This window comes from Arthrobacter melezitosi (assembly GCF_054511055.1).
Genome location: NZ_JBTNDJ010000017.1, coordinates 49120 through 62249 on the forward strand (window position 1 = coordinate 49120; position 13130 = coordinate 62249).

General features: G+C 68.5%; 13 protein-coding genes. 1 reads left to right on the forward strand and 12 read right to left on the reverse strand.

The genetic code is table 11. The features are described 5' to 3' along the window. Positions 1–57: 57 nt before the first annotated feature. From ACX80W_RS14530 to ACX80W_RS14545, 4 genes are all read right to left on the reverse strand, one after another. The gene (locus tag ACX80W_RS14530; RefSeq protein WP_459284481.1) at positions 58–1284 is read right to left on the reverse strand and encodes a helix-turn-helix domain-containing protein; all 1227 of its coding nucleotides are present in this window, start codon (positions 1282–1284) and stop codon (positions 58–60) included. A 117-nt stretch (positions 1285–1401) separates the two neighbouring features. Beyond that, positions 1402–2628, reverse strand: a complete 1227-nt coding sequence (locus ACX80W_RS14535) for a helix-turn-helix domain-containing protein (protein WP_459284483.1) — start codon at positions 2626–2628, stop codon at positions 1402–1404. Between the two features lie 167 nt (positions 2629–2795). Continuing rightward, on the reverse strand, positions 2796–3272 hold the full coding sequence (locus tag ACX80W_RS14540) for a carboxymuconolactone decarboxylase family protein (RefSeq protein ID WP_459284485.1): 477 nt from the start codon (positions 3270–3272) through the stop codon (positions 2796–2798). After that, positions 3269–3628 (reverse strand): GNAT family N-acetyltransferase, encoded by a 360-nt coding sequence (locus ACX80W_RS14545; RefSeq protein ID WP_459284487.1) that lies wholly within the window; start codon positions 3626–3628, stop codon positions 3269–3271. The genes ACX80W_RS14540 and ACX80W_RS14545 overlap by 4 nt, the downstream gene beginning before the upstream one ends. Before the next feature lie 151 nt (positions 3629–3779). Between ACX80W_RS14545 and ACX80W_RS14550 the strand changes: the two genes are divergently transcribed. Beyond that, positions 3780–4514, forward strand: a complete 735-nt coding sequence (locus ACX80W_RS14550; RefSeq protein ID WP_459284489.1) for a glutamine amidotransferase — start codon at positions 3780–3782, stop codon at positions 4512–4514. A 16-nt stretch (positions 4515–4530) separates the two neighbouring features. Here the strand turns inward: ACX80W_RS14550 and ACX80W_RS14555 are convergent, their stop codons facing one another. From ACX80W_RS14555 to ACX80W_RS14590, 8 genes are all read right to left on the reverse strand, one after another. Continuing rightward, on the reverse strand, positions 4531–5706 hold the full coding sequence (locus ACX80W_RS14555; protein ID WP_459284491.1) for an ROK family transcriptional regulator: 1176 nt from the start codon (positions 5704–5706) through the stop codon (positions 4531–4533). A 67-nt stretch (positions 5707–5773) separates the two neighbouring features. Then, the gene (locus tag ACX80W_RS14560; protein WP_459284493.1) at positions 5774–6922 is read right to left on the reverse strand and encodes a glycerate kinase; all 1149 of its coding nucleotides are present in this window, start codon (positions 6920–6922) and stop codon (positions 5774–5776) included. Further along, entirely contained in the window at positions 6919–8280 is a 1362-nt protein-coding gene (gene ggh, locus ACX80W_RS14565) for a glucosylglycerate hydrolase (protein WP_459284495.1), read from the reverse strand. Before ggh ends, ACX80W_RS14560 begins: the two co-directional genes overlap by 4 nt. Then, positions 8277–9359 carry an ABC transporter ATP-binding protein gene (locus ACX80W_RS14570; protein WP_459284497.1) on the reverse strand — a complete coding sequence of 361 codons (1083 nt, stop codon included), beginning with the start codon at positions 9357–9359 and terminating at the stop codon, positions 8277–8279. The genes ggh and ACX80W_RS14570 overlap by 4 nt, the downstream gene beginning before the upstream one ends. 46 nt (positions 9360–9405) lie before the next feature. Further along, positions 9406–10278 (reverse strand): carbohydrate ABC transporter permease, encoded by an 873-nt coding sequence (locus ACX80W_RS14575; RefSeq protein WP_459284499.1) that lies wholly within the window; start codon positions 10276–10278, stop codon positions 9406–9408. Continuing rightward, the gene (locus ACX80W_RS14580; RefSeq protein ID WP_459284501.1) at positions 10275–11168 is read right to left on the reverse strand and encodes a carbohydrate ABC transporter permease; all 894 of its coding nucleotides are present in this window, start codon (positions 11166–11168) and stop codon (positions 10275–10277) included. Before ACX80W_RS14580 ends, ACX80W_RS14575 begins: the two co-directional genes overlap by 4 nt. Further along, on the reverse strand, positions 11168–12517 hold the full coding sequence (locus tag ACX80W_RS14585) for an ABC transporter substrate-binding protein (RefSeq protein ID WP_459284503.1): 1350 nt from the start codon (positions 12515–12517) through the stop codon (positions 11168–11170). The genes ACX80W_RS14580 and ACX80W_RS14585 overlap by 1 nt, the downstream gene beginning before the upstream one ends. A 351-nt stretch (positions 12518–12868) precedes the next feature. Then, a partial coding sequence (locus ACX80W_RS14590; RefSeq protein ID WP_459284505.1) for an HNH endonuclease signature motif containing protein occupies positions 12869–13130 on the reverse strand: 262 nt, incomplete at its 5' end.

The following is a 13130-nucleotide window of genomic DNA, read 5'->3' on the forward strand; positions in this document are numbered from 1 at the left end:
CGCTTCGAGCCGGTGGGCGGGCGGTCCACTTTAACGGGCGGCTGAACGGGCGACCGGTCAGGGGCTGACGTCGAGGAGTTCGCTGAGGACCTCGGAGGCCGTTTCGGGATCGCCGGCGTCGGAGTACAGTTTGGCGGCGCGCAGGTAGTGGGTGCGCGCCCGCATCAGGTCATCGACGGCGCAGTAGTGTTTGGCCAGCAGCCGCTCAAGGAGGGCGGTGTGTTCGAAGTCGAGGTCCACGTCGAGTTCCTGGACCGTCGCGAGCAGGGGCAGCAGCGCGTCCACGTGTCCCCGCAGCGCCTTGAGGTGGGCCTGCGCGAGGAGCAGTTCGACCCGTTCAATGTCGGTTCCGGAGATGCGGAAGCCCAGCTCCGCATTCGCCAGGCACTGCTCGACGGCGGCATCGCTGAGTCCCGCCTTGAGCCGCACGGTGGCCGACGCCCGATTGAAATGCGCCCAGAGCCTTACGTCCGCCTGGGGGGTGATGTGTTCAGCCGCGAGCTTGTGTTGGATGAGGCCGGTTTCGATGTCGCCGCGGCGGAAGGCGATATTGCCGACAACCCAGCCGGCGCGGCCGATGGTTGGCGAGGGCACGCCCTGGACGCTGTGGAGGTGCGACAGCGGGAGCGCCTTTTCCCAGGCCTCCTCCAGATCGCCCTTCATGGAGAGGGCGGCCACCAGGATGAACCCGCATTTCAGCCGCGTGACCGCATAGTCGGGGAGGGCTTCAGCCGCCGTCGCCGCCGCGCGGGCGAGGGTGATCGCGGCACCCAGGGCACCGGTGTTGCGCTTGACGATCGACATGCCGCTCAGCACGGTGGCCTGCAGTTCGGGCCACTCCCCGGTCATCGGGTGGGCGAGCAGTTCGGTGAGGACCTGTTCGGAAAGATCGTAACGGCGGATTGCGGCGTACGCCTCCGCCTGGAGGTTGGTGAAGTGCCACCACACGACGGTGTTCGACTGTTCAAGCGCGAGGGTCGCCACGTACTCGGCCTCCGAGGCCGCAAGGGTGAAGTCCTTCAGGTCGAAGGCGCCCTGGGCATGCTGCATGGCGGCCACGAGCGCTCCGGCCTCGTCCGACGGACCCGTCCGGATCCAGCCGAGTACGGTCTGCGGGTCGAGTTGCAGCATTTCGGCAAAGTGCCAGGCCATCTCCTTGGTGGGCTGGCGCTGGCCGCTCTCCAGCAGGGAGATGTAGCTTGCCGAGTATCGTCCGGCTCCGAGTTCTCCCTGGGTGAGCGCCTTCGCGGTACGCGCTCTCCTCAGCTCCTCGCCGAATGCCATGTTCCACTCCTCCCCCGGGAAAGCCGAACGGCGCCCCCTCGGGACAGCCTATGCGCCCTCGCCCACCGGTCAAATCCGCCGCAGGAGCAGAAGCGGCGGTGCGGGGTAGGGGGCCGGTCAGGAACTGACGTCGAGCAGTTCCTCGAGGAGTTCGGAGGCCATGTCCGAATCCCCGGCGTCGGAGTAGAGCTGCGCCGCCTTCAGGTAGTGACTGCGGGCGCGAAGCAGGTCATCCGTCGAGGCGTGGTACCTGCCCCAGAGCCGTTCCATCAATCCTGCGTGCTCGAACTCGAGGTCAACGTCCTGTTCCTGCACCGTGCGTAGGAGGGATACCACTTCTGCCATTTGGCCACGCAGCGCCTGAAGCTGGGCTTTCGCCAGCAGCAGTTCGGCCCGTTGCACGTCCGTGCCGGCGACCTGAAGTCCCAGGTCGGCATTGTCCAGGCACCTCTCGACGCCGGCGTCGCAGAGGCCTGCCCTCAGGCGGACTCCGGCGGACGCGAGGTTGAAATGCGACCACAACTGGATATCCGCATGGGGAGGGATGTGTTGTGCCGCGAGGGCGTGCTGGGCCAGTCCGGTGTCGACGTCGCCCCTGCGGAAGGCGATATTCCCCAGGACCCAACCGGCCCGTCCGATGGTCGGCGAAGGGACCCCGCCGATTTCCTCGATGCCGGAGAGGGACTGGGCCTCCTCCCAGGCCTCATCGAGGAGCCCCAGTACCGACAGGGACGCGATGAGGACGAATTTGGACATCAACCGGGTTTCCGAGTATTCGGGAAGGGGGTCGGCAGCGGTTGCCGCCTGCCGGGCAAGGGCAAGGGCCTCCGGGAGGTCGCTGCCGAACCGCCGAACCCTCGCGAGGCCGCCCAGTGCCGTGGCATGGAGTTCGGGCTGTTCGAGGGTCATGGGATGGGCGAGGAGTTCGACGAGTTTCGCTTCGGTTTCGTCATGGCGGCGCAGGATGGCGTAGGCGTCGGCCTGGAGGTTGGTGAAGTGCCGCCACACAACGGTGTCGCCCTGTTCGTGGGCAAGACTGGCGGCATACTCGGCTTCCAAGGCCGCCAGGCTGTAGTCCTTCAGTTCCCGCGCCTTCTGTGCGTGATGCATGGCGGCGGCAAGTGCGCCGCTGTCATCCGAAGGGCCTGTCCGGATCCAGGCCAGGACCTCCGCCGGGTCGAGCCGGAGCAGCTGGGCGAAGTGCAGGGCCATTTCCTTGGAGGGCTGACGCTGGCCGCTCTCGAGCAGGGAGATGTAGCTAGCCGAATAGCGTCCGGCTCCCAGCCCGCTCTGGGTGAGCCCCTTTGCCGTGCGGGCCGCCTTCAGTTTCTCGCCGAATGTCACTGCTTCTCCTCCCGGGGAGGAACCGCCCCCATGGGCGTTCAGCCTATTGACTCATCAACGTTTGTCAAAGCCGGGCCCGGGCCTGTTCCAGGGCTGTGGAATCCTTGGTGCCCCGCCGCCGGCGCCCCGGTTCGGGCGGCTTCCGGAGCCACGATTGCCTCCCGGTGTTACTCCTTCACCGGGTGGCCGCTGACGATGGAGATGCGGTTGAAGGCCCCGATCGTGATGGCGATCCAGTTCACCGCCGAGAACTCCGCGTCGCTGAGGACCTCCCGGGCCGCAAGGTGTTCCTGGTCGAGGACCTCCGGGCCCGGAAGCCGCGTGGTGCTCTCGGCGACCGCGAGGGCCGCCCGCTCCTGCGGGGTGAAAAGTTCGGTGTCGCGCCAGGCGGGCAGGACCGCCAGCCTGCGGCTCGAGACGCCGGCCGCGAGCGCCTCCTCGGTGTGGACGTCCAGGCAGTAGGCGCAACCGTTGAGCTGGGAGACCCGGACCTTGATCAGCTCCGAGAGTTCAGCGCCGATCCCCGCTGCTTCCGCCGACTCCCGAACCTTCAGGCCGAGGCCGTTGAGTGTGCGGAAGAGCGCCGGGTCCTCCTTGTCGAGGAAAACACGGCGGCGGGCGCGGGGCAGGGAGTCGGCGGTCATGAGGATCCTTCTGTAGGTCGGGGAGTTCGGGGAGGCAGTTGGTCGATGAGGTGGTCGTAATCGTGGTGGGTGCCCAGGTAGGCCAAGATATAGGGACACAGGGGCACGATCCGCATACCGCTGGCGCTGGCGTCGTCGAGGGCGAAGCGGGCGAGCCGTGCGGCCAGCCCGCGGCCCGTGTAGGCGTCGTCGACCTCGGTGTGGAGCAGCAGGATCTGGTTGGCGGCAGGGCGCAGCCGGTAGGTGGTGAAGCCGATGAGGCCGGCCCGCTCCTCGACCAGTTCGTAGCGGCTGCGTTCGGAAACGTTTTGCACCCGCACCGAGGCGTCCATTCCGGCATCCTGTGCCGCGTCCATCGCCTGTCCTCCGCCCGTGTACCGCGGACCCGGCCGGCGGGCCCGTCCCTCCCCAATTCTTGCACCGATCGGCCCGGCCAACCTAGGTGGTAGGGGTGGTTCGCCACCACGATGGGCTTGGCCCTGCGGTGGGAAGCAGTAGCATGCGAGGGTGAAACCGTTTCTCCTGCTGGCGACCCGTGCCGACGATGCTGCTGCCGAGGGTGAGTACCAGGGCTTCCTGCGTTTCGCCGGGCTGAAGCCCGGCGAGCTGCACCGGGTGCGGGTCGAGCAGGGCCCGCTGCCGCCGATCGAGCTGGAGAGGTACTCCGGGATCTTCGTGGGTGGCAGCCCCTACAACTCCTCGGACCCCGAGGATGAGAAGTCGGCGGAGCAGCGCCGGGTCGAAGCCGAAATCGGCGCCCTCCTGGATGAGGTCGTGGCGGCGGATTTCCCCTTCCTGGGTGCCTGCTACGGCGTCGGGACGCTGGGGCGGCACCAGGGGGCGGTGATCGACCGGAGCTTCGGCGAGCCGGTGGGTGCCTCGACGGTCACGGTGACCAGGGAAGGCGCCGCCGACCCGCTGCTTGCGGGCCTGCCGGAATCCTTCACCGCCTTCGTGGGCCACAAGGAGGCCTGCGCAACCCTTCCCCAGGGGGCCGTGGTCCTGGCCTCGTCGCCGGCCTGCCCAATCCAGATGTTTCGGATCAAGCAGAACCTCTACGCCACCCAGTTCCACCCGGAACTCGACGTCGATGCCCTCATCGAGCGGATCTCCATCTACCGCAATGCTGGGTACTTTCCTCCCGAGGAGGCGGAGGACTACATGCGCCGGGCCCGCGGCCTGCGCGTTGACCACCCCTCGCGGATCCTGCGCAATTTCGTCCGCCGGTACGCGGTGGAGTGAGCGGATCCCCGGCAGGCTAGGGGATGGCGTACTGGGGGACGATTCCATCGATCGCGGCCGGCGCGAACACCTTGCGCATGACCAGGGTGGTGAGCCCCTCGAGTGCCGCGTCGTCGCCCGCCGCGCCCCCGTCGACGGTGAGCCCCTGCGCGATCCGGTCGACCACGTCGGCCAGCACCCGCTCCCGGACCTGGTCCACGAACGCGGGAAGCACGCCGATGGTGCCGCCGAGCACGAGGCGGTCGGGGTTGATGGTGGTGACGGTGGTCGCCAGGGCCCGGCCGAGGACGTCGGCGGCCGCCGTGAGCGCCTCGGCCACCACCGGATCGCCCCGTCGGGCGGCGGTGCTGATCTCCTGGAGCGTCGGGTAGCCGGCCGGGGCCAGCTGGAGGCTCAGTGAGCGCCCGGAACTGAAGGTCGCGAGGCACCCGTGCCGGCCGCAGCTGCACACCGGACCGTCGGTGGTGACCCGGATATGGCCGATGTCGCCTGCGGCGCCGTGGGCGCCGTGCAGGATCGAGCCGTCGACGACGATGCCGCAGCCGATGCCGGTGGCGACCTTGATGTACACGAGGGTTTCGGTGTCGGTGCGCCGTTCGCCGAGGGCCGCCGTGCGCGCGTCGTTCTCGATGACGAGCGGGACCGGCCAGGTCTCCGACATGGCGTTGACGACGGCGTCGGGCGCCCACTCGGGGATGGTCGTCGAGTGGACGACGTGGCCGGTGGCCGCTTCGACGGGGGAGGGCAGGCTCACGCCCACGCCGGTGAGCACCTCGGAGGGTTCCTGCCCAAGCAGTTCGGCCCCGGTGGCCAGCAGCGGCGGAAGGACGGTGTCCGAGGGGTTCGAGATGCGGTGGGCCAGCGTGCGGCTGCGCAGCTGCCGCCCCTCGGTGTTGAGGACGCTGACCGTCGCATGAGTCTGGCCGAGGGCGAAGGCGAGGATGACGCGTCCACGGTCGTCGAACCGGATCTTCCGGGAGCGGCGCCCCCCGGTCGCCTCAAGCGCTTCGCCCTCATAGATCAGGCCGCGGCGGAGCAGGGCGTCGAGCCGTTCGTACAGTGTGGCCCGGGACATCCCGGTCGCCGCCAGCAGCTGCTGGCGGGACAGCCCGCCGGTGGAGCGGATCAGGTCGAGGAGGCTGCCGTGGGAGGCAGCCCCACCCAGCCCTGCGGGTACGCGCTGAACTGCCATTCCGTCCCCTCCCGTCGGTCGTCAAGCCTACCCCAGGCCGGTCGGCCCGACGGCGCGCCCCCTTTGGTCAGGGGGCGGCGAACCAGTCCTCGGCGATGCGGTGGCCGAGGGTGCCAAGCAGCGAATCGGCGTTGCGGATCGAGAGCTGCACGTCTTGCTCGAGGCTGGTCAGCGCGTAGGCGCGGGAAATCCCGAGCCCTTCGAGTTCCTGCGTGGTGAGGGACTGCCGTCCGCAGACGGCGATGACCGGCAGGCCGCGGGCGGTGGCGGCGCGCGCCACCCCCGCGGGAGCCTTGCCGCTGAGGGTCTGGGCGTCGAGGGATCCCTCACCGGTGATCACCAGGTCACCCGGCCCCAGTTGGGCGAGGGTCTCGGCGAACCCGACGAGTTCGAGGACCACCTCGACGCCGGCGCGGGGGGTTGCCTCAAGGACCGCCAGCGCGGCGAAGCCGAGCCCTCCGGCCGCCCCCGCCCCCGGCTTGTCGCGGAGGGCGGCGGACGAGCCGCAGGCGCGGTGGACGGCGTCGGCGAAGTGCCGCAGCCCGTCGTCGAGCGCGGCGACCTCGGCCGGTGAGGCCCCCTTCTGCGGAGCGTAGACGGCGGCCGCACCGCGGGGCCCCAGGAGCGGGTTATCGACGTCGGTGGCCAGGATGAACTCGCAGGTTGCCAGGCGGGCATCGAGCGTCGTGAAGTCGAGCCGGCCCAGGTCCGCCAGGGCCCCGCCGCCGCGTCCGAGTGCCCGGCCGCGGTGGTTGACGGCGAGGGCGCCCAGGGCTTCGAGGAAGCCCAGGCCTCCGTCGGTCGAGGCGCTGCCGCCGACACCGAGGATGATCCTGCGTGCCCCGGCATCCAGTGCGGCCCGCACAAGTTCCCCGGTGCCGTACGTCGTGGCGGCCAGGGGTGCAAGGACGCCGCCGGGCAGCCTCTCGAGCCCCGATGCCTGGGCCATCTCGACGACGGCGGTGGCCGTCCCGGCGTGCCACGCGAACGCCGCGGCCAGCCGCTCACCGGTGGGGCCGGCGACCTGCACCTCGCGCCGGGCGTAGCCGGCGCCGAGCGCGGCGTCCAGGGTTCCGTCCCCGCCGTCGGCGATCGGCATGCGCACCACGCGCAGGTCCGGGCGGTGCGCCGCCAGGCCGCGGCCGACGGCGGCGCAGACCGCCGGAGCGCCCAGGGAGCCCTTGAACTTGTCGCTGGCGATGAGGACGGTCCTCACGACTGGGTGTCCGGGGATGGTTCGCCGATTGACCCGATCCACTCGAGGGCTGCCGCCGCAGTCCACGCCTGGGCGAAGCTCCCCAGCGGCGTGCCGGTGAGCGGATCGTAGTATTCGGCGAATTTCAGGTCGGAGAGCTGGTCGAGGGAGGCCGAGCGCAGGGTGCCGTAGAGGTGGACCTGTTCGTCGCGGGCGCTCGCCCACCCGAAGAGCAGGTTCAGGAATGGCCAGACCGGTCCGCGCCAGTAGGTGCGGGGGCGGAAGGCGGGGCTCGCCGGGGACGTCGAGGGCGGCAGCGGAAATTTCACGTCCGGGTGTCCCATCCAGTCCGGCCCCTGCAGGAGGTCGCGCTGGCGCTCGAGCAGGTCGCGGTCCCCGCCCGCCACCAGCGGCGCGAAGCCGGAGACCGTGTCGGTGGCGATCCACCTGCGGGCCAGGACGTCGTAGTCGCGGGCCAGGCCGGTGTCCGGGTCCACGGTCGAGGCGACACCGTTGCGGAACCGTTGGGCCAGGGAGCGCAGCTCGGCGGCCTCCTCGGTGCGGCCGAGTTCGTCGCCGAGCCCCGCAAGCACCTCACTCGAAGCAGCCATGATCCCCGAGAAGAACACGTCGCGGACACGGAAGTCAACGGTGTCGCGGACGGCGTCGTCGTCGAATTGGACCGAGGCCATCTGCTGGACGAGCCACAGGTACTTGGTGTACTCGGCGTCGTCGGGGCGCTGGCTGGCGTCGGCCACGTGCTGGGTGTCCCGGCGGACGAACGGCTCGACCGTCCCGGGGGTGACGCGTGAATAGGGGCCGTCCCAGCGCGGTGAATTGTCGAAGCCGGATTCCCAGCCGTGGTGGATCTCCACGAGGCCGACGCCGTCGGGGTCTCGGACGGTGGCCAGCCAGCGGTGCCAGGCGAGCCAGCCGTCGAAGGATTCGGCGAGGAAGGCCTCGGCTGCCTGCTGGTCACTGCCGCCGTTCTCGCGGGCCCGGTCGAGGATGTGCCGCAGGGCGATGGCGTGGACCGGCGGCTGGCAGATTCCGCTGGACTTGATGCCCGGCGGCAGCGCCGCTGCATCGGCGGTTCCCCAGCGGTCGAACCCGGGGAAATAGCCGGTGTCGTCGTCGGTGAAGACGATGTGCGGGATCATGCCGGTGGACCACTGGGCGGCCAGCAGGGTCCGCAGCTCGGTGATGGCACGGGGAACGTCGACGCGGGCGAGGCCGATGGCGATGAACGCCGCGTCCCAGCTCCACATGTGCGGGTAGAGGTTGGGTGCCGCCGTCGTCATGGTGCCCAGGTCGTTGATGCGCAGGACTTCGATGGCTGCGGCGCGCAGCTGTTCGGTGCTCAGGGTTTCAGTGCTCATCGTGCCACCAGCGCCATCGCGGTTTCGCTGTCGTAGAAGCGCATGCTGTTCGGGGAGAAGGTCAGCCAGATCGTCGAGTCCGGGGACGTGCGGAAGGTCGGCGGTGCCTGAACCTTGATGGTCTGGCCCTCCACCTCCACGGTCAACAGGATCGACGAGCCCATCGGTTCAACGACCAGGACCGTTCCCGGGACGTCGCCGGAGGAGCGCTGGGTGTCGACCGCCACGTTCTCTGCGCGCACCCCCAGCATCACATCGGCGCTCGAGTAGGACCGCAGCAGGGACGGAGCGCGCAGGCGCTGGTCGCCAACGATCAGGGTGTCGCCGTCGCCCGAAACCGCTGCCTTGATGAAGTTCATCGGCGGGGAGCCGATGAAGCCGCCGACGAACCGGTCCGCCGGCGCGTCGTAGACATCGAGCGGATCACCCAGCTGGGCGATCTGTCCTTTCCTCATGACGGCCACCCGGTCGCCCAGCGAGAGTGCCTCGCTCTGGTCGTGGGTGACATAGACGGTCGTCGTCTTTAGATCCTTGACGATTTTCTTCAGCTCCGATCGGAAGTTGAGACGCAGGAGTGCGTCGAGGTTGGAAAGGGGTTCGTCCATGAGGAGGACATCGGCGTCCATCACAATGGCGCGGGCGACGGCGACGCGCTGGCGTTGGCCGCCGGAGAGCTGGGCGGGCAGGCGGTCGAGGTAGGGGCCGAGCTGAAGCAGGTCGGCGGCCCAGGCGACCTTCCGGTCGATCTCTTCCTTGGGCTTCTTGGCCATGGAGAGCCCGAAGCCGATGTTGTAGCGCACCTTGCGGTGTGGGAAGACCGCGTAGGACTGGAAGACCATCGACATATTGCGCTTGTTCGGCGGGAGGTAGGTGACATCCTTGCCGCCGACGGCGATGGATCCGCTGTCGGGCAGTTCAAGGCCCGCGAGCATGCGCAGGAGCGTTGTCTTGCCACAGCCCGAGGGGCCGAGCAGGACGGTGAAGTCGCCGTCGGCGATGTCGAGTGATACGTCGTCGGTGGCCCGCTCGGTGCCGCCGGGATAGGTCTTGACGAGGTGGGAGATGGTGATGTCCGCCATGATCGGCTCCTTCGAAGGTAGAGGAAAGCGTTGAGGGGTACGCAGGTCAGCGGATCGTCGAGCCCCACATGTTGGTCAGGTAGCGGCGCATGAACGCGATGAAGATGATCGAGGGGATCACCAGGGCGAAGCCTCCGGCGAACCGGTAGGCCAGGGGTGAATCGGCGAGCGAGGTGAGGACCTGGGCCGGGAGGGTCCGGTGGTCCAAAGTGAGGATCGAGGCACCCAGCACCTCGTTCCAGGACATCACGAAGGTGAAGATGGAGGCCGCGGCGAGCCCGGGCAGGGCCATCGGCATGACCACCTTGAGGAACGCCCCGGCCGGGGTGCACCCAAAGACGCGGGCCGCTTCCTCCACGTCGAGGGGGACGCTGAGGAAGACGCTCGCGGAGATCAGGATGGTGGTGGGCAGGGCGAGGGCGGTGTGGAGCAGGATCACCGCGTAGGTCGTGTCGTAGAGGTCGACGGTGAGGAACAGCCGGGCCAGCGGGACCGAGAGCACCACGATGGGCAGGGCCCGGGTGAACAGGAGGAACAGCTGGTAGGGCTCCTTGGCCGGGAAGGCGAAGCGGGCGAGGGCGTACCCTGCCGGAATGCCGATCAGGGCCGAGATGAGAAGCGTGCCGATGCCGACGATCAGTGAATTCCCGAACGCCCCGAGGATGCCGGTGGAGCCGAGGAACGCGCCGAGGGTCTCGAAGGAGAGGTTCGTCGGCAACAGGCTCAGGGGGAAGTCGTTGAGCGATTCCCGGGTGGAGAGCGCTGCGAGCGAGATCAGGTAGATCGGCACGAGCATGAACAGCGAGATGAGGATGCACGTGCCCTGGAGCAGGGCCCGGTCGCGTCGCAGCCGCTTCAGCGGGGCGGTGTCGACCTCGGGGGTTTGGGCGGTGGTGGTGGGGGTCTGCGTCGTCGTCATCGGGTGCCTTCCTGCCCTTTGTCGCGGAGTGCCCGCAGGTAGAAAACGGAGATCAGCATCGAAGCCACGAGGATGACCAGCGCGAGTGCGGCTGCCACATTGGGGTTCTGCAGCGCGGTGTACCAGCGGTAGGTCTCGCCCACGACGAGCGGGAAGTTCTGGCCGGTGAGCGCCTGCGCGACGGCGAAGGTCTGGAACGCGAGGATCGTGCGCAGGATCAGTGCCACCTGGAGGCTCGGCTTGAGCAGGGGGAGGGTGACGTGGCGCAGCCGCTGCCAGAAGGTCGCCCCGAAGACCTGTGCCGCTTCGTCGTAATCCTTGGGGATGCCCTGGAGTCCGGAGACGACGATGACGAGCACCAGCGACGTCGAACGCCATACCTCGGCGACGAGAACGCAGAGGAACAGCGTGCCCGGGTTGTCGTAGGCGAGCCAGGGGACTGCCTCGATGCCGAGGGAGGTCAGCACCGAGTTGAGGTAGCCGCGGTCATTGAAGATCGCGAGCCAGACGAGGCCGGCGGCGAGGTCGCTGAGCGCGAGGGGGATCGCCCAGACGAAGAAGTGCACCTTGTCCAGGCGCGGATTGGACCGCAGGAGCAGTGCCATGGTGATGGCGAAGGCGAACTGGAGGGGGATCATCACCGCAATCAACAGCAGGGTGTTGCGGACGGCGGGCCAGAAGTACGGGTCCTCGACCATCCGCCGCACGAAGTCGAGGGTGAAGCCCTCGTCGCCGCGGAAGGCCTGGAGCACGCCCTGGATGACGGGCCAGCCGAGGAGCAGGGCCATGAAGACGATCGACGGAGCGATCAGCAGGACCGCCGGGGGGATGCGGCGGGGACGGGCGGGCGTGTCCAGCTGGGCTGGGGCCGGGGGCGAATCGACTGTCATTACGCTACCTCGCACTTGTCGCCGGATGAGACAGGGTCGGGGGCCCAGCACGGGACGTCCAGGTCCTTGAGGATCGTGTTGAGCTGCTTGGCCTGGTTGTCCAAGGTTGACTGGACAGCCGAACCGTTGAGGCAGATCTCCTGGAAGCAGTTCTTGAAGATCTGGGACACTTCGCCCTCCTTGGCGCCGAGGCCTACCGGAGGGAGGGCAAGGAGTGCGTCGGCGGATTCCTGCTGGAGCTTCACCGCGGCGGCCTCAAGTGCGATAGCGCCGGAGAAGTCGGTGGGAAGTTCAGTCTGCACGACCGGGAAGAACGCGTTGGTGCGGAGGGTTTCGATCTGGGTCTTGGGTTTGGCCAGGCCCCGGATGGCCTGTTCGGCCCGGTCGCGTTCAAGTCCGTTCTTGGGGAGGGCCACGCCCGCGACGATCAGCATGTAGCCGCGGCCCTTCGGCCCGCGCGGCGCGGGGACCATGAGCCATTCGTCCGGGTTGTCGGCCGGTGCGTCAATGAGTCGGGCGACATGGTCCCAGGCGACGAGGACTTCGCCCCGTGCCAGCGGTTCCTGCATTGCGTCGAAGTTGGTGGAGGCCGGGGCCGTGGCGTCCCAGAGGTCCCTCATGTACTCCCAGGCCGTCACGGCGTCCTTATTGCGGAACGTGGTCATCTGGCCGCCGGTGAAGCTGGGCAGCAGGAATCCCTGGTAGAAGCGGTGGTGGAGTCCCTTGGGGCCGGCCGGCATGCCGAAGACGGGGCGGCCTGCGCCCTTCTTGGCTGCCTGGGCCCATCGAAGGAAGTCTTCATAGGTGAGGTCGTTGACGTCCACCCCGTTGGGAAGCCACTCAAGTGCCTTCTTGTTCACGGCGACGACGTAGGTCGCCTGCATCCAGGGGACGTACTTCGAGGTGGTGCCGCCAACCTTCGTGAGTTCGAGGATTTCGCGGTTGTAGCCGCTTCCGGAGAGGTCGTTGAGGAGCTGGTCGACGTCCTCCAGGGAGTCAGCGAGCGGTGCGAGTTCACCGTGGAGTCCGCCCAGGAGTGCGGTGCGGACGCTGCCGGCCTGGGACTGGGTCTGGACGGTCGAGGTGAAGACTCCGGGGTCGACCGAGTTGTAGGCGACGGGAACGTTGAGAGTCTTCTTCAGGACGCCCTCGTAGCGCTGCTTTTCCTCGACCGGGGTGAACTGGGTGGAGAGGAAGCCGACGGTTCCCTTGGCGGCGGAGGAACCGCTTGTGTCGAATCCGGCGCAGGATGCAAGGAAGGGGACCGAGAGGGCTGCGCCGAGACCCCCGAGGAGGGCGCTGCGTCGTGAGACGGAGCGCTGCAGGAGTGGGGGAGGGGTACTTTTCACTGTGGCTCCGATCGAGGGTGCTCCATTGCAGCTTCCGTCTAAGACTCAGACAAAAGATCGGACGTGTCAAGTGCCACAGGGGAAAATGGTGTGAATCGGGGCTCCTTCGAAGCCGCCGGAGCGCGGGGCAACCTGCCGGAAATCCTTCGGAGTTTGGCCGGTCGGTGGAGGCCTGCTCAGGGAGGAGTTCCGGGTCGGCAGGTTCGTACTCGCTCGGGGAGGAGTTCCGGGTCGGCAGGTTCGTACTCGCTCGGGGAGGAGTCCCGGGTCGGTCGGTGGTGCTCACGCGGGGAAGAGTCCCGGGTCGGCCGGTTGGTGCTCACGCGGGGAGGAGTCCCGGGTCGATGGCGCTCACTCGAGGAGGAGTGGTGTGGGCCCGGTCGGGGGTCGGGCTGTCCAGTATGCGTTGCGCCGGGGTCTTTGGTCCGGGTCCAGGTGGTGGGGTGGGAGGAACCAGGGGATGCCGTGCCTCGACTGCACCGTCCAGGGGCCTTCGTGGATTCGGTGGTGGTGGTGCGGGCACAGGAGCGCCCCGTCGGTGAGGGTGGTGGTGCCGCCCTTTGCCCAGGGGCGGATGTGGTGGGCTTCGCACCATGTCGCGGGGATGGTGCAC

Coding starts and splice junctions, on each gene's coding strand:
- ACX80W_RS14580 (WP_459284501.1), bottom strand. CDS start 11,168: ATGACAGTCGATTCGCCCCCGGCCCCAGCCCAGCTGGACACGCCCGCC.
- ACX80W_RS14540 (WP_459284485.1), bottom strand. CDS start 3,272: ATGACCGCCGACTCCCTGCCCCGCGCCCGCCGCCGTGTTTTCCTCGAC.
- ACX80W_RS14530 (WP_459284481.1), bottom strand. CDS start 1,284: ATGGCATTCGGCGAGGAGCTGAGGAGAGCGCGTACCGCGAAGGCGCTC.
- ggh (WP_459284495.1), bottom strand. CDS start 8,280: ATGAGCACTGAAACCCTGAGCACCGAACAGCTGCGCGCCGCAGCCATC.
- ACX80W_RS14555 (WP_459284491.1), bottom strand. CDS start 5,706: ATGGCAGTTCAGCGCGTACCCGCAGGGCTGGGTGGGGCTGCCTCCCAC.
- ACX80W_RS14575 (WP_459284499.1), bottom strand. CDS start 10,278: ATGACGACGACGCAGACCCCCACCACCACCGCCCAAACCCCCGAGGTC.
- ACX80W_RS14570 (WP_459284497.1), bottom strand. CDS start 9,359: ATGGCGGACATCACCATCTCCCACCTCGTCAAGACCTATCCCGGCGGC.
- ACX80W_RS14545 (WP_459284487.1), bottom strand. CDS start 3,628: ATGGACGCGGCACAGGATGCCGGAATGGACGCCTCGGTGCGGGTGCAA.